Source organism: Polymorphum gilvum SL003B-26A1 (assembly GCF_000192745.1).
GTDB lineage: Bacteria > Pseudomonadota > Alphaproteobacteria > Rhizobiales > Stappiaceae > Polymorphum > Polymorphum gilvum.
The window spans coordinates 4,420,001-4,441,135 of record NC_015259.1; the positions used below are offsets into that span (position 1 = coordinate 4,420,001).

The 21,135-nt window shown below is 67.7% G+C and carries 21 protein-coding genes; 8 read left to right on the plus strand and 13 right to left on the minus strand.

Features of this window, described 5'->3' with window-relative positions; genetic code table 11:
- Positions 1 to 2 precede the first annotated feature (2 nt).
- On the minus strand, positions 3 to 3,095 hold the full coding sequence (locus SL003B_RS22935) for a terminase gpA endonuclease subunit (RefSeq protein WP_083812139.1): 3,093 nt from the start codon (positions 3,093 to 3,095) through the stop codon (positions 3 to 5).
- Positions 3,043 to 3,654 (minus strand): hypothetical protein, encoded by a 612-nt coding sequence (locus SL003B_RS20770; protein WP_013654843.1) that lies wholly within the window; start codon positions 3,652 to 3,654, stop codon positions 3,043 to 3,045. Before SL003B_RS20770 ends, SL003B_RS22935 begins: the two co-directional genes overlap by 53 nt.
- 85 nt (positions 3,655 to 3,739) lie before the next feature.
- Here SL003B_RS20770 and SL003B_RS20775 point away from each other — a divergent pair, with 85 nt between their 5' ends.
- Together SL003B_RS20775 and SL003B_RS20780 are read left to right on the plus strand one after the other, a co-directional pair.
- Positions 3,740 to 4,069, plus strand: coding sequence for a hypothetical protein (locus SL003B_RS20775; protein ID WP_049792625.1), 330 nt, complete (start codon positions 3,740 to 3,742; stop codon positions 4,067 to 4,069).
- 95 nt (positions 4,070 to 4,164) lie between these two features.
- Positions 4,165 to 4,752 carry a DUF3489 domain-containing protein gene (locus SL003B_RS20780; protein ID WP_013654845.1) on the plus strand — a complete coding sequence of 196 codons (588 nt, stop codon included), beginning with the start codon at positions 4,165 to 4,167 and terminating at the stop codon, positions 4,750 to 4,752.
- Between the two features lie 9 nt (positions 4,753 to 4,761).
- On the opposite strand, the gene SL003B_RS20785 is transcribed toward SL003B_RS20780, so the two are convergent.
- From SL003B_RS20785 to SL003B_RS20835, 10 genes are all read right to left on the minus strand, one after another.
- On the minus strand, positions 4,762 to 5,031 hold the full coding sequence (locus SL003B_RS20785; protein WP_013654846.1) for a DUF7220 family protein: 270 nt from the start codon (positions 5,029 to 5,031) through the stop codon (positions 4,762 to 4,764).
- On the minus strand, positions 5,028 to 6,017 hold the full coding sequence (locus SL003B_RS20790) for a DNA cytosine methyltransferase (RefSeq protein WP_013654847.1): 990 nt from the start codon (positions 6,015 to 6,017) through the stop codon (positions 5,028 to 5,030). Before SL003B_RS20790 ends, SL003B_RS20785 begins: the two co-directional genes overlap by 4 nt.
- The gene (locus SL003B_RS20795) at positions 6,017 to 7,336 is read right to left on the minus strand and encodes a site-specific DNA-methyltransferase (RefSeq protein WP_013654848.1); all 1,320 of its coding nucleotides are present in this window, start codon (positions 7,334 to 7,336) and stop codon (positions 6,017 to 6,019) included. The genes SL003B_RS20790 and SL003B_RS20795 overlap by 1 nt, the downstream gene beginning before the upstream one ends.
- Positions 7,337 to 7,652: 316 nt before the next feature.
- On the minus strand, positions 7,653 to 7,862 hold the full coding sequence (locus tag SL003B_RS20800) for a hypothetical protein (RefSeq protein ID WP_479687517.1): 210 nt from the start codon (positions 7,860 to 7,862) through the stop codon (positions 7,653 to 7,655).
- Positions 7,859 to 8,287 carry a hypothetical protein gene (locus SL003B_RS20805; protein WP_013654492.1) on the minus strand — a complete coding sequence of 143 codons (429 nt, stop codon included), beginning with the start codon at positions 8,285 to 8,287 and terminating at the stop codon, positions 7,859 to 7,861. The genes SL003B_RS20800 and SL003B_RS20805 overlap by 4 nt, the downstream gene beginning before the upstream one ends.
- Entirely contained in the window at positions 8,284 to 8,811 is a 528-nt protein-coding gene (locus SL003B_RS20810) for a hypothetical protein (protein ID WP_013654491.1), read from the minus strand. The genes SL003B_RS20805 and SL003B_RS20810 overlap by 4 nt, the downstream gene beginning before the upstream one ends.
- Positions 8,808 to 12,299: a toprim domain-containing protein gene (locus SL003B_RS20815; protein WP_013654490.1), complete on the minus strand. Its 3,492-nt coding sequence runs from the start codon at positions 12,297 to 12,299 to the stop codon at positions 8,808 to 8,810. Before SL003B_RS20815 ends, SL003B_RS20810 begins: the two co-directional genes overlap by 4 nt.
- A 401-nt stretch (positions 12,300 to 12,700) precedes the next feature.
- Positions 12,701 to 13,045, minus strand: a complete 345-nt coding sequence (locus SL003B_RS20825; RefSeq protein ID WP_013654489.1) for a type II toxin-antitoxin system RelE/ParE family toxin — start codon at positions 13,043 to 13,045, stop codon at positions 12,701 to 12,703.
- Complete coding sequence (locus SL003B_RS20830; RefSeq protein ID WP_013654488.1) at positions 13,045 to 13,302, minus strand: type II toxin-antitoxin system ParD family antitoxin; 258 nt, start codon at positions 13,300 to 13,302, stop codon at positions 13,045 to 13,047. Before SL003B_RS20830 ends, SL003B_RS20825 begins: the two co-directional genes overlap by 1 nt.
- A 73-nt stretch (positions 13,303 to 13,375) precedes the next feature.
- A complete protein-coding gene (locus tag SL003B_RS20835; protein ID WP_013654487.1) occupies positions 13,376 to 14,089 on the minus strand; it encodes a hypothetical protein in 714 nt (237 codons plus the stop codon).
- A gap of 167 nt (positions 14,090 to 14,256) precedes the next feature.
- Between SL003B_RS20835 and SL003B_RS22940 the strand changes: the two genes are divergently transcribed.
- The 5 genes from SL003B_RS22940 to SL003B_RS20855 all read left to right on the plus strand — a co-directional run bounded on the left by SL003B_RS22940 (position 14,257) and on the right by SL003B_RS20855 (position 18,837).
- Positions 14,257 to 14,481, plus strand: coding sequence for a hypothetical protein (locus SL003B_RS22940; protein WP_013654486.1), 225 nt, complete (start codon positions 14,257 to 14,259; stop codon positions 14,479 to 14,481).
- Positions 14,478 to 14,933 (plus strand): DUF2924 domain-containing protein, encoded by a 456-nt coding sequence (locus SL003B_RS20840; RefSeq protein ID WP_013654485.1) that lies wholly within the window; start codon positions 14,478 to 14,480, stop codon positions 14,931 to 14,933. The genes SL003B_RS22940 and SL003B_RS20840 overlap by 4 nt, the downstream gene beginning before the upstream one ends.
- Entirely contained in the window at positions 14,930 to 16,255 is a 1,326-nt protein-coding gene (locus tag SL003B_RS20845) for a recombinase family protein (protein ID WP_013654849.1), read from the plus strand. The genes SL003B_RS20840 and SL003B_RS20845 overlap by 4 nt, the downstream gene beginning before the upstream one ends.
- Complete coding sequence (locus SL003B_RS20850; RefSeq protein ID WP_013654850.1) at positions 16,252 to 16,635, plus strand: hypothetical protein; 384 nt, start codon at positions 16,252 to 16,254, stop codon at positions 16,633 to 16,635. Before SL003B_RS20845 ends, SL003B_RS20850 begins: the two co-directional genes overlap by 4 nt.
- A 222-nt stretch (positions 16,636 to 16,857) precedes the next feature.
- Positions 16,858 to 18,837 (plus strand): sensor domain-containing diguanylate cyclase, encoded by a 1,980-nt coding sequence (locus SL003B_RS20855; RefSeq protein WP_083812140.1) that lies wholly within the window; start codon positions 16,858 to 16,860, stop codon positions 18,835 to 18,837.
- 65 nt (positions 18,838 to 18,902) lie between these two features.
- Here SL003B_RS20855 and SL003B_RS20860 read toward each other — a convergent pair whose 3' ends face one another.
- Positions 18,903 to 19,937, minus strand: coding sequence for an IS481 family transposase (locus SL003B_RS20860; protein ID WP_013651458.1), 1,035 nt, complete (start codon positions 19,935 to 19,937; stop codon positions 18,903 to 18,905).
- Here SL003B_RS20860 and SL003B_RS20865 point away from each other — a divergent pair.
- Positions 19,930 to 20,871 (plus strand): EAL domain-containing protein, encoded by a 942-nt coding sequence (locus tag SL003B_RS20865; protein WP_158306648.1) that lies wholly within the window; start codon positions 19,930 to 19,932, stop codon positions 20,869 to 20,871. The genes SL003B_RS20860 and SL003B_RS20865 overlap by 8 nt on opposite strands.
- Positions 20,872 to 21,135: the final 264 nt, after the last annotated feature.

A 21,135-nucleotide genomic window follows, 5' to 3' on the forward strand; every position in this document is an offset into this window, starting at 1 on the left:
GATCACCTCATGTAGCTCGAGCGCACCGTGCGCCGGCGCGGCGAGGTTCGTCTCTCAACGTGCGCCGGCGTTCCCGGTCCGGCCTCGGGTCCGTCCTGCTTCGCCACCCCGAGCTGGGCCTCCAGATCAGCCCAGCGCGCCTCGGGCCAGCGGTCCGCGCCCGCGATCCACGCCGCCGCACGGGCATAGACCCGTGTGTCCAGCGCCTCGTTGCGCTCGCGCAGCTTCTGCCATTCGAGCCGCGCGAAGCCGCGTTTCGTCCGCACGGTCACCAGCTGCTCGGCGGTCAGCTGCTTCAGCCATTCGCCGTCCGCCCAGTCCGGCAGGTGGATCGTGCCGGGCGGGCACAGCGCGCCCGCCGCCTGTTCTTCCCGCGTCGGCCGGTCCTGCCGCAGGAAGCGATAGGTCTCGGCCTTGAAGGTCGATGTGGCCACGGTCCAGAGCCGGGCGCCGCGCCGGAGCCGCTTGCCCGCGACGGTCGCGTCGACATAGGTCGGCCCGGTCACCGGACTCGTTCGCGCGAACCCCTCGACGCCCTTCACCGGCGCCACCTGCGCAAAGCCCACCTGGCGCGACCAGGCATAGACCGCGCTGGTCTCATACCCCGTGTCGATGGCGAGCCGGGCAAGCGTCATCCGCTGGCCAGACCCATGCGCCCATGTTCGCCCGAGCAGGTCGGTCAGCTGCTGCCAGCAAGCCGGATCGCCCGGTCCGCCCTCGAGCACGAGGTGATCGACGAGCCAGCTTTCGAGGCCTCGGCCCCAGGCCCATACATCGACCTCGATCCGGTCCTTCTGCACGTCGGCGCCCGCGGTCAGGAACAGACCGCGCTCGGGCACCGTGCCTGGAGCCCACGCCTCGCGCCGGTCCGCCAGCCGCTGCCAGTCGGGCGCCTCGCCGGTCTCCATCCAGGTCTCGCCGAGGATGGTGTTCCGGAATGCCCGCATCGCCTCGTCGCTGCCCCGTGCCGCCTCATGCGCCCGCGCGATCCGCTGCCAGCTGAGCCACCCGACCGGTGAATAGAGCGCCGAGAGGTGGTAGCCGACCGTGGTCGGATCGGCGGCCGTGGTGGTCGCGCGCCACTCGCCGCGCTCGAGCATCTGCGTCTTGTGGTGCTCCGCGATGGTCCGCTCGCAGCCCTCGCAGTGATATTCCGCCGTCTCCGGCCGCCCCTTTTCCCAGCGCAGCCGCTCGAACTTCAGCCACTGCATCGCGTCACAATGCGGGCACGGCACGAAGTAGCGCCGCTGGTCGGACGCCTCGAACTCCCGCTCGATGCGCGACAGCCCCCGGATCGTCGGGGTCGAGACAAGGAACACCTTGCGCCTGTGGGCGAAGGTCAGCGAGCGCGCTTCGGCCAGCGTCACCGGATCGCCTTCCTCGTCGGCCGAGGCCGGATAGGCATCGACCTCGTCGAGGAAGATGTAACGCGCCGGGGTGGACCGCAGCCCCACCGCCGAGTTCGCCCCGGTCATGATCAGGATGCCGCCCGCGAACTCCTTCGAAAGCATCGTGTTGCCCGCGTCGCGGGACCGGGCCGGTTTGACCCGCTCCCGCAGCTCGGGGCTCTCGTCGATCAGCGGGTCGATGCGCTGGCGCGAGTTCCGCTTGGCCAGTTCCACCGTCGGCTGGACCGCGAGCATCGGCCCCGGCGCCTGGTGGATGACGAAGCCGATCCAGTTGTTGCCCGCCTCGGTGTTGTGCGTCGGGATCCAGCCCTTCCCGCACAGAAAAAGGTGGCTCGGCGAGTCCACTTCGATGCAGCGCACCGGCACGCTCGGCACAGGCCGGATCGCGACGATGCGCCGGCGACGGCTTTTCCACGGCCGCCCGGACTCGATCGAGCGCATCCGGGCCCGCTTGCGCGAGAGCCGGAACATCGGCTCCTCGGCATAGGCCGTCCACGACACGCGCCAGTACTCGGCGGACGTCGTCGCGCGGCCGTCCCGCCCGAAGACCTTCCGCCGACTGGCCATGCGATAGACCGCCGGTTTGTAGCCGAGGCTGCGGAGCAGTTCGACCATCGCGTCGACGAGCCCCCGGTCGGCGTTCGAGAACTCGCAGCGCTTGCCGTCAGGTGTGATCGTGCCGTCGGAGTCCATCAACCCGCGCACCAGCTCGAGCCGCTGCGCGCGGCTCGCCCGCATGTACGGGAGCGGCACATGCTTGTTGTCGAGCACGTCAAGCTGGCGCAGCCGCGTCACGAAGCGTGATCGGAAGCATTCCGAAACCGACCCGCCATCCGCCCGCCGCGTTCGGAAGGTCGGATCGATCACCACATTGGCAATCCGGCCCTTGCGCCACGTCGGCAGCCGGAATTCGGCCTCGACACCGCAGTCGCGCAGATGCTCGACGATCTCGGCGTCATCCTCATGCACCGACACATGGTTCATGATCGACGAGCCGTCCCCAAGCCAGAGCCCGAGCACGTAAGGGTGCAGGATCAGATCCTGCTCCGGCATGTCGACCGCGCCGCAACAGTCGATGGCATAGCGCCTGCGCTTGCCCGCCGCCCCGATCGTCACGCGCCCGGCCATCTGTTCCGTGGTCAGCGTTCGCGCGACCGGCCGGTCGTTCGTGAAGTCCCACACCGGCCAGCGATGCTTTCCATCGGCGACGATCCGTTCGCCATCGTCGAAGACCACCTCGAAGCAGGCGCGGTCCTCGAGCACCGGCGACAGGCCCGTGACCCGGCAGATGCGGCCGCTTTCGTCGTAGAGCAGATCGCCCTCGGCGATCTCGCCCATGGTCGTCCAGCCAAAGGGCGTGGGCACCGCGGTGTCGAGCGCGAGCGGCGCGCCCACCTGGGCCGCCTTCATGAACACGACACGCTGGGCCGGATCGCCGGGGCTCAGCCGGTCCATGATCTCGCGCATGTAAGGCGTACGCGCTGTCCGGTACTGCCCCGGTTCGGCGGAGGCGCGCGACCCCAGCCGCCGATGCCGATCCGCCCATTGCGAGACCGTCAGATCCGGATCGGGGCGGATGCCGCTGCGCCACGCCCGAAGCAGTCCTTCCGCGCCGTCGAAGTCGAGCGCGCTCTCACCCGAGCCTCGGCCGGACCTCGGCGAGGCTTTCGAGCTGGGCGCGGACATGGGTTTCGAGCAGTCTCTGGATCAGCGCGGTCGTGACCGCCGGTTTCGCATTTCCGTTTTCGGCATCCGCAGCCTGTGCGAGCGCCAATGCCAGTTCGGCGGCCATCGGCGCCGCCACCCGCGCCGGCCAGTTGACCCAAGCGTCGCGTTCCTCGCGCGCGAGCCGGAACACGAGCGTTTCCGCTCGGGCGCGGTCGACGAGTTCGCCCTTGAGCTTTTGCAGCCGGATCCGCCGCTCCTGCGCCTTCAGCACCTCGTTCGCGGTCTTGGCCTGCAGGAAGGTGGTGCCGCCGCCGACGGCCGGAGCGGTCAATCCCTGTTCCCGCAACGTGTCGCCGACGGCGGCGACGGCTGCCTCCGGCACGGGTTTCAGCTTCGGCGCGGGCGGCTTGCGGATCTTCGACGGGTCCGTCGTCTCGGCCCGCCGCTTGTCGGAGGCCGCGGCGTCGATGCTGCCATCTTCGTGCAGCACCAGCCGCCCCGTCGCCTTGGCCTTCTGGATCGCACCGCGCGACAGCCCGACATGGACAGCGTACTGGCGCTCGCTCATGCCCTGCATGGCGCGCTCCGATTATCATTCGAAATCATGTGCTTATGGTGTTGATAAGCCTCCCGACCAGAGCGAACCTGTCATCACAAGGACGATGCAACTCAGCTACGGAGCCCGCCATGAGCCGCCTCACCCCCAGACCACACCCCGGCATGAACTCCGCGCCGAGAAGGCGCGCCGGAACAAGGGTGAGCCCGGTTCCGCCACTGGTTCGAGGAACCGGGCGAACGCGCTCGCCGCCTTCATCGGCAAGAAGGCCGAGATCGACGAGATGCTCGCCCGCCTGCAGGCGCTCAGCGACGACCACTTCAACGCCCACCCCGACGAAGTGAACTGGGGCCACGTCGGCACCCTCGAACACTACGCCAGCCTCGTGAAGCGCATCACCGACAGCGCCTTTGGCGAGGGCGAACACGCCGAGTGATCTCCGGCACCGCCGGAACTCCCGCCGCGCGTCCTGCGCGGCTCGGGGTCGTAGAAGGGTCGCGACGGTCGCGGCCCCGATGAAGGAGACCCCCGATGACCAAGCTTTCCGACACCCAACTCGTGATCCTCAGCGCCGCCGCGCAGCGCGACGACCGCAACGTCCTGCCGCTGCCCGGCAGCTTGCGCGGAGGCGCGGCAAAGAAGGTGATCGGCGCGCTCATGAAGCGCGGGCTGATCGCCGAGAAAGTGACCGACAGCCAGACCAAGGCCGATGCCGCGCTCAACCGCATCTGGCGCAACGACGAGGACGGCGACGCCATCCTCCTGTACATCACCGACGCGGGTCTCGCCGCCATCGGCGTCGAGCCGGAAGGCGGCGACAGCGCGCCCACGGGCGCCGACGTGGCGCCGAGTGCGGAGGACCCGCAGGACGCTCCCGCCGAGGCCGATCCCGCGCCCAAGGCGCGCACGCCGCGCGCAGGCACGAAGCAGGTCAAGCTGATCGAGATGCTCCGCGCCGAGGGCGGTGCCACCATCGACGAAATCGCGACCGCGCTTCAGTGGAGGCCACACACCGTGAGGGGTGCGCTTGCCGGCGCGCTGAAAAAGAAACTCGGCCTGACGATCACCTCTGACAAGATCGAGGGGCGCGGCAGGGCGTACATGATCGCCGAGGACTGACACCGCATATCACGACGGTCCCGATGCCGCCGTCCCGCATGGGGCGGCGGTCTCTTTTTCCAAGCTCCGCATCCGGATCGCCTCGAACAGCCTGCGCAGCAGATAGCCCCGCGCCAGCGACACGCCCACGAAGGCGAGGCCGATGGACAGATGCTCAGCAAGCCTCGCCTCGATCCCGAACCACGGGAACACGGCGATCTGCGTGGCGATGGCCAGAACGTAGCCGACGACAACGTTTGCCGCGGCCTCGACCATCGACATGGTCCGGCTCTGCTTCATCGCAGGCTCTCCAGAAACGCCATCACGAACTCCGCCGCGAGCGGCGGTACGATCGCATTGCCGTAGCCCCGCAGCAGCCCCATGCGACCGGGTAGCCCATCAGCCAGCGGGAATGTTCCGGGCTCAACGGGCCGCCATTTTCCATCCCGGCAGAGGAGCCAGTCCGGATCTCGCCAGACGCCGTCCGTCGCATCGGCGCCGGCAGGGTCGGCGCCTTCGACCAGTCGACCAGCTTCACCGTCCTGCGGCTCGCATCGGTGTTGCCGGCCGCGTTGTACGCTGCAGTCGCGGGCGAGCCCGCCATCGCCGTCGGCCAGCCCGCGAGCCAGACCTGTCGGCCGAGCAGCGCGTTGATCGGCACCGCCCGGCATTCCGATCCATCCTTGTGATCCCGCGCCGAGGCCGTCGCCCACCCCGAGAGGGGTTGCTTCCAGGGCGACGGCGCCGAAGAACAGGCGCTGGCGGATGTGCGGCGCGCCGATGCCCGCAGCCGGCAGATCGGCCGCCGCGACGGCGTAAGATGCCGCTTCCAGGTCAGCCGCCAGAGCGTCGAGCCACGCCCAGCCAGCCGGGCCCTCAACTGCCGCGCGAGACTTTCTGCCAACCGGTCCGAGTACTGCCGCGCTCGCGACCTGCTCGCCGAAGACGAGCTCCGGGCGGCAGGCTGCGACGAGCCGCAGGAAGGCCGGGGCGAGGTGGCGGTCATCGTCCTGTCCCTTGCGCTGCCCGGCCTGGCTGAAGGGCTGGCAGGGCGGCGAGCCGGTCCAGACGGACAGATCCTCGGCCACACCCGCGAGGCGGAGTGCGTAAGGCCAACCACCGATCCCGGCGAAGAAATGGCATTGCACGAAGCCGCGAAGGTCGGCGGGCTCCACCTCGAGGATGGAACGCTCGTCCACTTCGCCGGCAGGCAGCAGCCTTGCCGCGATCAGTTCCCGCAGCCATTCGCAGGCCGCGGGATCGGCATCGTTGTAGTAGACGGCCATCAGGCAGCGGTCTCGGCCTTTTCGCCCAGCCGTTCGGCCTTCACCTCGGCGAAGGTCCTGCCGTCGCTATCGAGGATCGCGTCCTTGCCGGTCTCGGCCTGCCAGCGCTCGACGGCGACATCTACATAGGCCGGGCTGATTTCCATAGCGAAGACACGGCGGCCGTTGGCCTCGCCCGCCATGATCTGCGAACCGGAGCCCGAGAACGGCTCGTAGCAGAGCCCGCCCCTCGCCACATGCTGGCGCATCGGGATCCCGAAGGCGTCGAGCGGTTTCGGGGTTGGATGGTCGGGGCGCTCGTCCTTGGCGAAGGACGGCATCTCCCATGTCGAGGGCAGCGTCTGCTCGGCCACCTTCGGCGGGCGGTTCGGGCGGCGCCAGCCCATGAAGCAGGGCTCGTGCTTCCAGAGGTAGTGGGACCGGGTCAACACGCCCCGGTCCTTCACCCAGATGATCTGCTGGTGGACGAAGGCGCCGGCCTTTTCCCAGCAAGCCTCCAGCATCGCCTGGCGGCGCGAGGCGTGCCAGCAGTACCAGGCGGCGTCCTCGGCGATGGCCTCGGCCACGGCCGCCGCGATGAAACCGTCGTAGAGTTCCGCGCCCTGCGAACTGTCGTCCCACGTGGTGCCGTAGGACGCAGACCAGTCCTTGTTCCGGGTCGGATGGTTCGAGCCATCGTAATCCACCAGGTATGGCGGGTCGGTGGCGAACAGGATCGCCCGCTCGCCATTCATCAGGCGGCGCACGTCGGACGCGCTGGTGCTGTCGCCGCAGAGCAGCCGGTGGTCGCCAAGGATCCAGAGATCCCCGGTTCGTGATGCTGGATTGCGCGGTGGCTCGGGGATGGTCACCGGCGGCACGGAGCCCCCGGCGCCACCTTCTTCCCCGTCCCCCTCCGGCGCGAAGGTCAGAAGCTTGTCCAACTCGCCGTCGGAGAAGCCGACAAGCGACAGGTCGAAATCCTCGGCCAGCAGGTCGTTCAGTTCCGCAGACAGAAGCGCCTCGTCCCAGGTGCCAAGCTCCGTCAGCTTGTTGTCCGCGATACGGTACGCCCGGCGCTGCGCCTCGGTCAGATGGCCCAGAACTATCACCGGCGCCTCAAGCAGCCCCAGCTGCGTCGCGGCCAGCACCCGGCCATGACCCGCGATCAGTTCGCCATCCTCTGCCACGAGGCAGGGCACCGTCCAGCCGAACTCCGCCATGCTAGCGGCGATCTTCGCGACCTGGTCCGCGCCATGCGCCTTCGCATTGCGGGCGTAGGGCTGGAGTTTCGCCAGCGGCCACATCGCGATCCGATCCGGGGCAAAGCTCAGCGTCATCGGCGGGTCATTCCTCGGATCAAGGTGGATACCCCCGGCTTTCGGACTCCGGGGTCCAGACTGGACTCCAAGCGGGGTCCAGCGGCCACCAGGGGTGTCCAGAATCAAGGGTTTGAATTTGCAGTGTTTCAGGCGGGTCTAGTCGGCGCTGGCTTCCGGGTGGCTTCCCAAAAATCCGGCCCTGTCGCTAGCGATGTGCCGCGCTGCGCCCTCCCGTATACGGAATAGCGCAGAAGGAACCAGAAACTTCAACGGGTTGGCGGGTGGACCCCGTCTGGACCCCGGTGCGGAGTCCGGGGTCCAGCATGGAATCCGGTCACCGCTCCCGCGCGTCAGGATCGCGATTTCTCGGCCCGTACAGCTTCTCGCCCAGCTGTCTTATCAATTCCCGCTCGGGCCAGCTCAGACGCTCGTCGTCGATGGAGACGGCGAGCACGCCCTGATCCCGCCAGCCGTCGCGTTTGACGCGGTCTGCGTCTCGCCGCTCACCTCCATAGCCCGGGGGATGCCACCGCATGGTTTTCATGTCCGCCCTCCTTCCGGCTTGTCCTTTTCTGACTTAAGCGATCGGGGGCGAGCGTCTGCCGGCTGCCTCACCCCATCGGAAGGTGAGCCGGAGCTTTCGTCCTTTTCGGCAAATGCATCGGCGAGATCGGCGGCACGGCGAAGGCCGAGGCGCCGGCCATGCTCGCGGCGTGCCTCGCTAACCGGCCCGGCCCACGGATTCTTTCCCATCCGGAACGGCCAGCTCGGGCAGTCCACGGCGGTGCAGAGCCGCACCTCCCGCGCCGAGCCGTTGCAGCAATCGAGGCATTTCAGCCGCAGGGCGCGCAGGGGCGAGATACGGGCGTGACCGAGCCGCTCCAGGTCGTCGGTGGAAAGCCCGCGAGGATCGCGGCCGACGTCGTAGCCGTCCTGGCGCTCGAGGCCGATATGGCGATGCTGGCTCATGTCCGCCCCTCCCGCCGTTCGCGTTCCATCACCGCGCGGGCCTGCTGGGCGCGGCGACGGTCGCGGTCATTGGCGAGGTCGATCCGGCTCTCGCCCGTTTCGCGACCGATATGGGTGCCCTTGCCGTGGCGCGCCCAGGCGATGAAGGCGTTGCCGATCCTGCCGTGGAGCGCGATCAGGGAGCTCTGGTTGGCGACCCCGATGAGCGGCGCGAGATGGCGCGAGAGGAAGGGCAGCCAGTCGGCCGGGTTCGGGACGACGACCTGCTCGACGAAGGCCAGTGGGGTCTCGATCAGCACGAAGAAGCCGTGGATCTCGCTCGGCCAGAACCGGATCTCGAGCGCACCGCCCAGCAAGCCCTCCTCGGTCAGCAGCGTGTATTCGCAGTCGAGAACACGCTCGAGCGCGCGATGCCAGTCCACGCGTTCGGTCTCGCTGATGCGCACGGCCGCATGATACCAGTCGGGCAACTCCGTGTCGTGGAAGCGGCCGGCGTCGTAGAGGCGCATCCTGTCAAAACTCATGCCTCGGTCTCCTCTTCTGGTTGGGGGTGGTGGGTGCGGCGCAGGGCGGCGGGCTTCGCGGCGTCTAGCCGCGCAGACAGCGCGTCGAGGGCCAAGCGGCGCGCGTCGAGCACGGCCTGCATGCTGTCGGTCAGGCGGGATGCGAGGGCGTCGAGGCGCGCGGAAGCGGAGGCACCAGGCGCGTCGATGTCGGCGCCCTCGACGCGCCGCATCTCGAAGCTGGCGAGCGGCCCGAGGCGGTTGGTGAGCCAGGTTTCCGGATCGGGAATGCGGGAGAGATCGACGCGGGCGGTGCGGGCGCGATGGCCGGGACCCTCCGGGCGATAGGTCACCTCCGCCGAGGATGGGGACATTCTGCTATTATAGAGGTCTCTATAATAGCCATTTGTCCCCTTCCTCTGGCCGTCCTTCTTCGCGGCCTCGCGGGTCGGCCAGAACTCCGGGAAGCAGGCGGCCATATCGGCGGCGTTCTCGAGGACGATGCCGGTAAGGGACATCAGGTCGCGTCGGGTCGGGCGCAGGTCGGACCAGGGAACGAGCGCATCGACGGTGACCGGCAGGACCACGTCCGTGAGCAGGTCGATCTCGAGCGGCGTGGCGGCGGTGCGGTTGACGCCGCGCCCGCGCCCCGTCGCCTGGATGAGCTCGCCCTCGCAGATGCTCCAGCGCACGGACTCGGCAATGGGATCGGCATGTTCCTCCATCGTGAGCGGCGCGGTCCGGTCGCCCGCGAGCCGGATGCGGCGTTCGACCATGGGATACCACCAGCCCGCGTCCTCCGGGTTCGATGCGGGCATCCGGCCGGTCAGCGCCATGGCGATCAGTTCGACCGTGTGAGGCGCAGGCAAAGTGCGGCCGAGGATCACCATGCCGCCGATCCCGCCCCAGCGGTCGAGCCCGCTCAGCGCGTTGAAATGCACCGCCTCAACCCGCGGCGGCAGCCCCGCGGACCTGAGCGCATCAATGGCGGCCTTCTGGCCCACCACCAGCAGATCGATTGCCTGGCCGGGGCGATGGCACTGCCGGGCCCGGAGGTCGATCCAGGCGCGAAGATCGCGCAGACGGGTGGCGGCGGCCTTGCGGTCCCGTTCGGGCGCATCGGCGGAGGGCGACAGCGCGCGGGCCGAGGTCGGGCTGCCGGTCACCTGGCGGACGCGGACATGGGGCTGGCGGGCAGCGACGGGCGCGCCTAGACGCAACCGCGGCAGGTAGGTCTGCACGAGTTCCGGGCGCAGCGTCGCGTCGAGATGCAGGATCGGCGCCTGGGCCGCCCAGCCGGTCCGCATGCGGCTGCGCCAGCGCAGACGGAGCGCGCGGACCGAACCGGCCTCGGTTATCTCGTGAACGAGCTCGGCGCCGGCGGCATCGTGGCCGTTCTCCAGCGCCTCGGCGAGGATCAGCCAGAGCGTGGCGCAGCGACCGGGCGGCGCCCATGGCTCGCCCGCTTGCGGCAGGACCGCCTCGATCCGCTTGCGCCGCTCGACCGGCGACATGCCAGGGCGGAGGCCCGCATCGCGCATGCGGCGGCGTTCCAGCGTCGCAGCATGGCGGCAGTCGTCCGGCGTGAGACCGACCGCTTCCAGAAGGCCGAGGCGCAGCGAACCCGGCTCCGTGACCCGCAGCGCCTTGCAGAGCCGCTCCCGCGCAGCGACCAGGTCGGCCGTGGCGCCGACATCCATCCTGCCCTTGCCGGTATAGCAGGTGAGCGAGGTCCGGCCGGGCTCCAGCCCGTCCTGCGTGAGCGTCGCCTTGCCGTCGAGACCGCGCAGGCCCGACTGCCAGAAGGCCTCGTCGATGACGAGAAGCCCGACCTCGCCGATGGCCTGCGGCTTCATGTGAAAGAGACTGTCATGGGCGCAGACGATGACCTGCGCCGCCTGCGCCAGTGGCTTCTGGCGTTGGTAGCCGCAGTCGTGGAACCAGGGGCAGAGCAGCAGCTCCGCGCCGTTCTTGACCTTGCAGCAGCTCTGTTCGACCGGATGCTCGACCTCGAGCGCGTCGAAGGTAGCTTCGGGGTCGAGGCACATGAGTTGGTCGGGATTGCCCGGCGTGGGATCAGGCGCGGTGCGCCCCTTCCAGAGCATGGCGCTGAGACCCAATGCCTCGAAGGCCGTGACCTGTTCGGCCCCGAGATCGTGGCGCGGGACGGCGTAGACGACCTTGCGCGTGCCGAGCCCGCCCGCGGCGATCAACTCGGCAATGGCGGCGCGCGCGCTCGAGGTCTTGCCGAGGCCCACATCGACCGGCAGGCCGAGAAGCGGTGGCAAGGCGGCCCGCGCCACGATGTTGAAATCCAGCGGGTCGCGGTCGGCGTCGGCGCTCTTGGCCTCCTCCTGCGCCGCCTCGACGGCGGCCCAGTAGTCCGGGATCGCGGCCATGAAACCGGCGATGGCCTCGGCCAGGCGGACGCGGGCCTCGTCTGGCGTGAGAACAGGTGCGGGATAGGTGGGCGGTGACGGCGGGATCCGCGCCGCGCTGGCGACGAGCGCCGAAACGGCGTCCGGCCCCTCGGCGCAGAACAGATCGTTGGCGTCTCCGGGGCTCTCCGGCACGGCCAGACGGCCATCGACTGCGAGCGCGACCTTGCGCGCGGCCTCGACGCCGGGGTTGTCGTCGCGATCGGGCTTCGCGTCGTTGTCGGCGACGAGGACGAGATCGGCCGCCGGAAAACGCGCCCGCAACGCCTCGGCCACCGGCATCAGGTTGCCCGCGTCCATCGCCGCGATCACGGTATGGCCCGTGGCGATGTGCAGGCTCGCGCCGGTCGCCCAGCCCTCGCAGATCAGGACGGGGCCAGCGGGTTCGGCAATCGGCCCCGGCTCCGCGCCCGCCACCGCGAAATGACCCTTCTTGGCCCCACCGGCGAGGAAACGCTTGGCCCCATCGGGCGCGATGGTCTCGAGACTGTGGATCCGGCCGTCGATGTCCTGCAGCGGCACGACGAGCCGGCGGCCGGCGTCCATGCGCAGGGCGAGCGGCGCGGCCTGCTTGGCGATGAGATAGGGATGGTCCTCCGGGGCGGGACGGGCGCTGGTCCAGATCCGCTTGGCACGCGCGGCGGCCTCATCCGTGCGGTTCGGCGCGGGCGCGGCATCGCCATCGGGGTGTGGCTCGGGAGGTGCCGTGGCCAGCGCCAGTGGCGGCTCGGCCGGATCGTTCGCCGCCGTTGCGCCTGGTGTCGACGGCTGACGGGTCGGCCGGGGCAACGCCGCCATGCCGATCCGGTCGGCAATCCAGTCGGTCGCATCCTCCCGGGCCATGCCGAGGTCGCGGCCGACAAGATCCGAAAACCAGCCGCCCCGGCCTTCCTCGTGGTCGAACCACATCCCCGCCCGCGCGCCGGAGATGACGACCGAGAGGCTGCCTTTGCGACCCCAGCGCCATTCTTGCCCTGCACGAAAGGTCGGCTTGCCCAGAAGCTCCACCGCGAGTTCCGGCACGCGGGCACGCAGCTCGGCGTCGAAGGCCCGCCAGTCCCGCCCGCTCATCGCCGTCCCCGCGGAACGGGCGCATCGCCGGTCGGCCGGAGGGCCGCCGAGCCGGCAGGGCGCTGGAGATGGCGGAGACAGGCGGACACGGGTGCTGCGGAACCGGAATGAGGGGGTCGTTGCCCCCGGTTCTGCCGCGGATCAGACCGCCCTCGCGACGTCGGAACCGGTCCGCCCGGCCGCGCGCAGCCCTACCGGAAAGGGGTGACCCCTTCCGGCAAGGCGTTGAAATAACGTCAGATCATGGGTGGAGCCCAACGGGCCTAACGACTCCTGAAGAGCGCCCTGAGCGGCCGCGGCCGATCAGAGGGGTGATCCCGCGTCTGCGCGAACGGGGTGAACGGTTCCGCCCGTCTTCGGGCTGCCGCGGCCTTGGGGTCACCCCTTGGAGTTGGCCATTGTCAGTGCTGTTCGGGATCCTTCCGCGGACCCAATGACGCCAGCCGACGCGGCAGGTCCGAGCGGCTGTGCAGCACGTCCACCACGACCACCTGATCCGGCATCTCGACGAACACGATGAAATGCTGCCCCGCCCGCGTGAAGCGCAGGTCCTCCGGCAGGTCGGGATCGATCAGGCGGCGGCAGTCCTGCGAGGGCGCCTCACCCGCGGCGATGGCGGCGCAGCGGGCGATGAGATCGGCCTCGTAGGCCTCGGCCTGGCGCGGCCCGAAGGTCTCCAGCGTCCAGCGGGCGATCTCGACGAGCGACCGTTCCGCCTGCCGCGTCAGCCGCCACGGCTTCGGCATCAGGACGCGGTGCGCGCGGCGGCGAAGGCCCTGCGGATCGCGTCCTCACCGGTGCCCTCGGCGAGCGCACCCGAGCGCGCTTCGTCCAGTCCGGCGGCGAGCCGGTTGCGCAAGGCGGTCATCTCGGCTTCCTCGCGCTCGAGCAGCCGAAGCCCGGCCCGGAGCGCCTCCGACGCGTTCTGGTAACGACCATCGGCGATCAGTCGCTCGATCAGGTCGGTCTGGCTGTCGGTCAGGACGACATTGCGGGTCGGCATCGGCATCTCCCTTGGGCATATTGGCAATATATGCCAATGACGGTCATGTGTCGACCAGGTGCCGTCTCCCGCGTCAGCCGGTCTGCCGCAGATCCGGACCCAACACCCGCTTCGCACCGCCGCGCTGCGCCGAGGGCAACCGGATCAGCGTGGCCATGGCGTCGGCGAGCTTGTTCGACACCGGCTCGCCCTCGATCTGCTGCTCGAGAAACCAGTCCATGAGGCATTCCTTCTTGCCCTGGTTCCCCGGTGAAATTCCGAAATGTGCAATCGCGGCCTGCATCAGGTCGAGATAGGGCGTGGTGTATATTGCATCTGCTGCGCCTTGCGCGGGTCGCACCGGCTCCGGGATGTAATCCGGCCAGATCGCCTTCACGAGGAAACGCGCCACGCGGATGTCGATGAATTCCCAATCCCGCGCGGTCAGTCGCCCGAATGAATACTTGCCCTCGCGCCACTGCTCGGGACGTATGCTGGTGTGGTAGCCCGAATGCAGACCAAAGCCGCTACTACTGCCGCCGTTGCCCCAACCATGCGTCCGCTCCTCGGTGAAGCGCCCCTGCGCCAGAAGATCTCCGTCTCGCAGAGCGACGAGCAACTCGGTCTCCGCCTCCGCCTTCCAGGCCACTTTGGGATCCTGCGGCGGGTTCCAGGTCTGGTATGCCGGCACCGGTTTGGGCGGCAGCTTTGCCGCTTCCACCGCGCGCCGCGCGACCGTCACATTCTGCACATGGGCCAGCGCCTCTGCAAAACTCCATTGGGTACGGTCGAGCGATTGCAGCGACATGGGCGGCCTCGTGAATCGATTGGGGACAGTTCGAACATAGTGGGAACGCCCTGATCCCTCAACCCATCGCGGTGTTGCAACATCGGAGGGGTTCACCCTTTCCTGTCGGTCGCGGGCTGACCCGTTCCGAGGTCGCGGCCGGCGGCGCAATCCGACACCGATGGATCATGATGTTCGATCCCGGTCCCATTCGTCGCCCCAACCCACTCGCCCCTTCGGCGATGACCCCCGCCGAACGCCGCGCCGAGCTGTGCGGCCTGCTGGCGCTCGGGCTGGTCCGGTTGCGGCTGCGCGAACGCGGCGAACCTTCTGTCGATACTGGAGAAATTCGCCTACACTATCAGGCCGACCAATGCCGTCATGCAACCCGGAAGCCAACGGAGAAAGCATGACGACGCACGACCCCATCCCCGCGCGCCTGGCCGCGCTGAAGACCGCGCCGACGCCAGACCTGAAAAAGCAGTGGCGCGACCTGTTCGACGGCGAGCCGCCACCGTTCAACCGGCGCTACCTTGAATCCCGTCTGGCCTACCGCATCCAGGAACTCGCCTATGGCGGGCTGAAACCGGAGACGATCCGGCGGCTGGAACGCCTTGGCGAGGAACTGGATGGCGGCGACAGGAAAAAGCGCGGAATGCGCCTCGACCGCGATCGCCCCATCACCGGAACGAGGCTCCTGCGCGAATGGCAGGGCGTCGAGTTTGTCGTCACCGTCACAGCCGATGGCTTCGAATGGCAGGGGCGGCCTTACAAGTCGCTTTCTGCCATCGCGCGGGCCATCACCGGCACCCGGTGGAATGGATGGGTCTTCTTCGGTCTCAAGAACCATAGGGGGCGGACATGACGGAGCCCCCGGAGAAATCGAAGCTCGCCCGCAAGCTCCGCTGCGCGGTCTACACGCGGAAATCCTCCGAGGAAGGGCTGGAGCAGGAATTCAACAGCCTGCACGCCCAGCGCGAGGCTTGCGAGGCGTATATCGCCAGCCAACGGTCAGAGGGCTGGGTGCTGGTCCGCGATCAGTATGACGACGGCGGTATATCGGGCGGCACGCTGGAACGCCCCGGTCTGAAGCGACTGATTGCCGACATCGAGGACGGGCTGGTCGATGTGGTCGTGGTCTACAAGATCGACCGCCTCAGCCGCTCGCTGGCCGACTTCGCCAAGCTGGTAGATGTATTCGACCGAAACAGTGTCACGTTCGTCTCGGTCACGCAGTCCTTCAACACGACGACTTCCATGGGCCGGCTGACGCTGAACATCCTGCTGTCCTTCGCCCAGTTCGAGCGCGAGGTCACGGCCGAGCGCATCCGAGACAAGGTCGCGGCGAGCCGGAAGAAGGGCATGTGGATGGGCGGCGTGCCGCCCTACGGCTACCGCGTCGAGAATCGGAGGTTGCTGGTCGACGAAGACGTCGCCGAGCACGTGCGCTGGATTTTCGCCTGCTTCCTCGAGATCGGATCGGGCACGGAACTGGCCCGCGAGGTCGCGAAGCGCGGCATCCGCACGCCCCGCGGCAACCGGATCGACAAGAAGTACCTGTACCGGATGCTCAACAACCGCGCCTATATCGGCGAGGCGGTCCACAAGGGCGACAGCTATCCCGGCGAGCACGACGCCATCATCGACCGCGAGACGTGGGCCCGTGTCCATGCGATCCTGCAGGAGAGCCCCCGCAAGCGCGCCGCGCGTACCCGCGCCGAGACGCCAGCGCTGCTGAAGGGGCTGCTGTTCGGACCCGACGGCGCGGCCTTCTCGCCGACGCATACACGCAAGGGCGACCGGCTGTACCGCTACTATGTCAGCCAGACAGTACTGAAACATGGTGCCGGCTCATGTCCGGTCGGCCGCGTGCCCGCGGGAGAGATCGAGGCGGCCGTCATCGACCAGGTGCGCGCCGTGTTCCGCCAGCCCGAGATCGTGGCGGGGACATTGAAGGCCGCGCGCTCCCACGTGGACAACATCAACGAAGACGACGCCCGCGCGGCCCTGCAGCAGCTCGATCCGCTGTGGGACGAACTGTTCCCCGCCGAGCAGGCGCGTATCGTGGCGCTGCTGGTTGAACGGGTCGACATCGGTACGGACGGCCTGAACGTCCGGCTCCGGGTGGACGGCCTCAACGACCTCGCGCGCGAGATGCTCGCCGGCGGAATCGAGGTGGCGGCATGAATCGCGGGGCGCCGATCCCCGACACCGTGACGCTGCACATGCCGTTCCGGGTCGTGAAGCGCGGCGGGCGAAAGGAGATGCAGATGCCGGACGGTGCCGTGCAGCCGCGCCGGACAGACAACACGCTGGTCAAGGCGCTGGCCCGCGCGTTCCGCTGGAAGCGGATGCTCGACTCGGGTGAGTTCGCTACCATCACCGAACTGGCCGAACGCGAAGGGATCGCGCCGTCCTACATGACTCGGGTACTGCGACTGACGCTGCTTTCGCCCGACAACGTCGAGGCGATCCTAGACGGGAAGCAGGGGCCGGCGGTGACGCTGGCGCGGGTGTTGGAGCCGTTTCCGCTGGAGTGGGAAGAACAAAGACAATTATTCGCCTGACCGACGCGACCGGCCCAGAGCCGACATTCATGCGAGCCGCAGCGAAGAGCCACAACAACGCCGAGGCATCAGATTGTTGCCACGGGTTGGTCTGGCCGGCTGCGGCGTATGAAGAATGTCATATGTTGAACGCCGTGTTGGCTTCGCCTCCAATTCGTTAACGCGGCATTAACGCCGACATGCCATTTTTGCGTACAAGGCAAGCACCAGCACAGGACAGACATGCATTTGACGAAGGTTCGGTCTGCCATCCCGTGGGGACTTGCGGTAATTGCGGCGGCGCTGGTGGGGATGCTGTGGCTGCAAAGCGCGGTAAGAAGCATTATTACCGCGCAAGCCGAGGAGAGCGCGGCGCGTTGGGTCGCGCAGATCGAGCATGCCGTACCCGATTTGCCGGCCTTGGTCGACGGCGCCCACGTTACCGACGCGCAGCGCGCCGTGGTCAATGCGGCGATGATCGGCTCGCAGATCTTCGAGGTCCGGTTTTTCGACCGCGCAGGGCGCGAGGTGTTCGACTCCAAAGGCGGCGCCTCCTGGCAAACCGGCGCCGTCTATGATGCCGCCGCGGACGTTGCGCAAAGCGGTCTGCCCTCGGCCAGCGTCGAGGCAGGCGGTCCGTCGAATGGCACGCCGACGCGATATGTAGAGATCTACATGCCTATCTTCGACGGACAGGGTGCCGTCCTGGGAGTGGCGGAGCTCAACGTCGATAACAGCGCCTCTGCGGCGGCCATTGGCCGGGAGCTTGGCAAGGTCAGCGCTCTGATCCTGCTCCTGACTTTCATGGTCATCGCGGTGCCAGTCGCGGGGTTCATGCGCCAGAGAGCCCAGCTCCGCGTGCGTGAAGCGGAAATCCGCACCCTGACCGACGCGGCGGAAGACGCGCGCAAAACACTTGAGGCCTCGATCGAGGCGCTGCCGCATGGCTTCGTGCTTTACGATCGCAACGATAGGCTCGTTCTGTGCAACGCGCAGTACCGGCATTTCTATCCCGAGAGCGCCCACGCCATGCGCCCGGGCGTCTCTTTCGAGACAATCCTGCGCGCCGGGCTCGCGGCCGGCGAGTACCGCGACGCGGTCGGCCGCGAGGAAGACTGGCTCGCGGAACGTCTCATCCGGCACAAGGAGGCGCGCGGCCCGGTCTATCAGCACCTCGCCGATGGCCGACGCCTGCAGATCATCGAGCGCAAGACGCAGGACGGCGGCCGGGTCGGCCTGCGCATCGATATCACCGACTACATCGAAAGCCGCGAGCGCGCCGAGCGTGCCGAGCAGCGCCTTGTCGATGCCATCGACGCTCTGCCCGCCGGGTTCTGGCTGTTCGACGAGCAGGACCGGCTGGTGATGTTCAACGAGATGTACCGCAAGATGTACGGCACGTCGTCGGACCTGCTCGAGATCGGCCGCACATACGAAGACATCATTCGCGCCGGGTTGGCGGCAGGACAGTATCCCGATGCAGCAGGCCGCGAGGACGCCTGGCTCGACGAGGTGCTGCAGAACCGGACCAACAAGTCCTACGAGATGGTCTACCAACTCGACGACGGGCGCTGGGTCCATTCGTTGAACGAACGCACCACCGACGGCGGCATTGTTGGGTTCCGCATCGACATCACGGAGCTCAAGCAAAACCAGCTCGATCTGGAGAAAGCCGCCACCACGAACTCACTCACGGGCCTGCTCAACAGACGTGGCGCCGAGATCGCGATGCAGAGACTTGTTGACGGACTGCCGGACGACGACGCAGAGGTCGCGTTTCTCCACATCGACCTCGACCGCTTCAAACCCATCAACGACGCGTTTGGGCACAAGTTCGGCGACATGCTGCTCTCGCATGTCGGGGAGTGCCTGCGCGACGCCGCACCCGAGGGTGCCGTCATCGCGCGCGTGGGTGGCGACGAGTTCCTCGTCGCTTACGGCGCGCACCGGACTCGAGAAGACCCTGCACAGGTGGCCGACAGCATCCGCAACGCGCTGGTCCGCCCGATGCACTTGCAGGGCCAGCATGTGCGGATCGGTGCCAGCGTGGGCGTCGCGACCTGGTCGCTTGGACAGGGCGATTCCGTTTCCATCGAGGACGCGATGCAGAACGCGGACATCGCGCTGAACGTGTCCAAGACGCGAGGGCGCAACACCGTCACGGTGTTCGAACCGGCGATGCGCGAGGCAAGCGTCCTCACCGCCAGGATTGCCGACGTGTAGAAGTTTAGACTTCGTCGGACAGTTGACATCTGGATGTCGGTCGGGTCGCGCCTGTCGGATGCCGATCAGGCTGCGATCATTTTCTCCTTTGCGAGCGGCTTGGCGTCAAGAAATGTCTGCATCGGCGTCTTGCCGAAGCACCATCTGCCCTGGTGCTCACGCTGCTCGTTGTAGCTCCTGATCCAGTCGTCGAGGTCGGCTTGCAGCTCGTCCACGGACCGATAGATCTTCTTTCGGAACACGACGCGGTAGAACTCCTCGAGCACGGTCTTGTGGAACCGCTCCACGATGCCGTTCGTCTGCGGGCTCTTCGCCTTCGTCCTGGAATGGTCGATATCCTCGACCGCGAGGTAGAGCTCGTATTCGTGGCGCTCGGGGTTGCCGCAGAACTCCGTGCCGCGGTCGGTCAGCACCCGGCACAGCTTTACCTCCTGGGCATCGAAGAACGGCACCACGCGGTCGTTCAGGAGATCGGCCGCCGTGATCGGCGTCTTGCGGTCGTAGAGCTTGGCGAAGGCCACCTTCGAGTAGGTGTCGACGAAAGTCTGCTGATAGATCCGTCCCACGCCTTTCATGTTGCCAACGTAAAAGGTGTCCTGCGCGCCGCAGTAGCCCGGGCATTCGCTCTCGAACTCGCCATGGGCTTCCTTGTCGGCCTTGGCCTTCTCGAGGGCGGCGAGTTGGCTCTCGGTCAGCACGATCCCGTCCTGGGCGACTTTCGCCTCCAGCGCCTTCAGGCGCTTCTTCATCGTCTCCAGGTCATTGCGCTGCCAGACGCCGCGCACGCCCGCCGGCGAGATCGAATGCCCGCGCTTGCGCAGCTCGTTGGCGATCCGCACCTGTCCATAGGCCGGCAGCTCCAGCGCCAGCTCGATGACCAGCGCTTCCACCTCCGGCGCCACCCGGTTCGCCAGAAGCGGCTTGCGCCGGCTGAGTTCCTGCAGCGCCATCTCGCCCCCGGTCTCGTAGAGCTCCTTGAAGCGATAGAAGCTGTCCCGTGAATAGCCCATCATCTTGCAGGCCTGGCTTACATTGCCGAGCTGCCGGGCGAGCTCCAGCAGCCCCACCTTCGCACGAATGATCTTCTGGTCCTTGGTCATCTCGACGTCCTCCAACGCCGAGGCCGGGCGTTACGCCACCCCAACCGCTCCACGCCCGGCCTCGGCTCTCACCTCAGCTTCACGATGCCGCCTGTCAGATCAAGTCATAACTTATACAGCCGACGATATTGCGCGGGGGCTTGAAGCCGAGGAATTCACCGCGTATTTCCAGCCGGTTGTCAACGCGGCGAGTGGCGCTGTTCAAGGCTACGAGGCGCTCTTGAGGTGGCGCCACCCCGAAAAGGGCCTGCTCACACCCGCCCACTTCTTGACTGCAAGCGAAGCCGCCGAGCACACGACCGCCCTCGATCGCGTCGTTCTTAAAGAGGCCGCTAACCTGGCACGAACGCTCCGCGATCGCGGCCGTGCCGACCTGCGCATCGGGATCAACCTCGCCGAAGCCCATCTCAAGATGCCCGACATCGTGGATCAGTACCTGTGGCTGCTCGACGCCCACGGCGTCACGCCTTCCCAGTTCCGCATCGAGATTCTCGAAACGACCCTGCTGGAGGAGCGCGCGTCACACGTGATCGAGAATGTGTTGCGGTTTCGCGAGGCGGGCTTCGCAATCGATCTCGACGATTTCGGAACAGGCCACACAGCGATAGCAAGCCTGCGCAGCCTCAACGTGGACCGCATCAAGATCGACCGAAGCCTTGTCACCGGTGTCGACAGCGACCCGAACCTTGCGATCCTGACCGACGCCATTGTCGGGCTCGGACGCCGCCTCGGGCTTGACGTGCTCGCCGAAGGTGTCGAACGCGCGGAAGAGGCCGAGGCCCTCGAACAGATGGGATGCACCAGCTTTCAAGGTTACCACTTCGCGCGTCCGATGCCCGCGCAGGAGTGCGTCGCGATACTTGACAGCGCGCCCGCCAAAATTGCACGCCTCGACTCCGCTATCGCGCAAAACCAGGCCAGGCGAACAAGCTGAGGCACCATTGCCGGTCGAGGCATGCGCACTCGGCCGAAGGCTGCACGTGCACTGTGTCGATCGATCGGCTGACCCAGGCTGCACATCACCCGCCTCGATAACGGACGGTGTCAGGCGGCACGGCAAACTGACCCCCCGTATTTCCTCAGCTGAGTTTGCTACCGGGTATGGTGGAACGTCAGCCGTGGCAAAGTCCGGGCGGACCGCCGCGACCGCCGAGGCTCTCGCCGAGCCGCACGATCAACACCGAAAGGCATTGGCCAG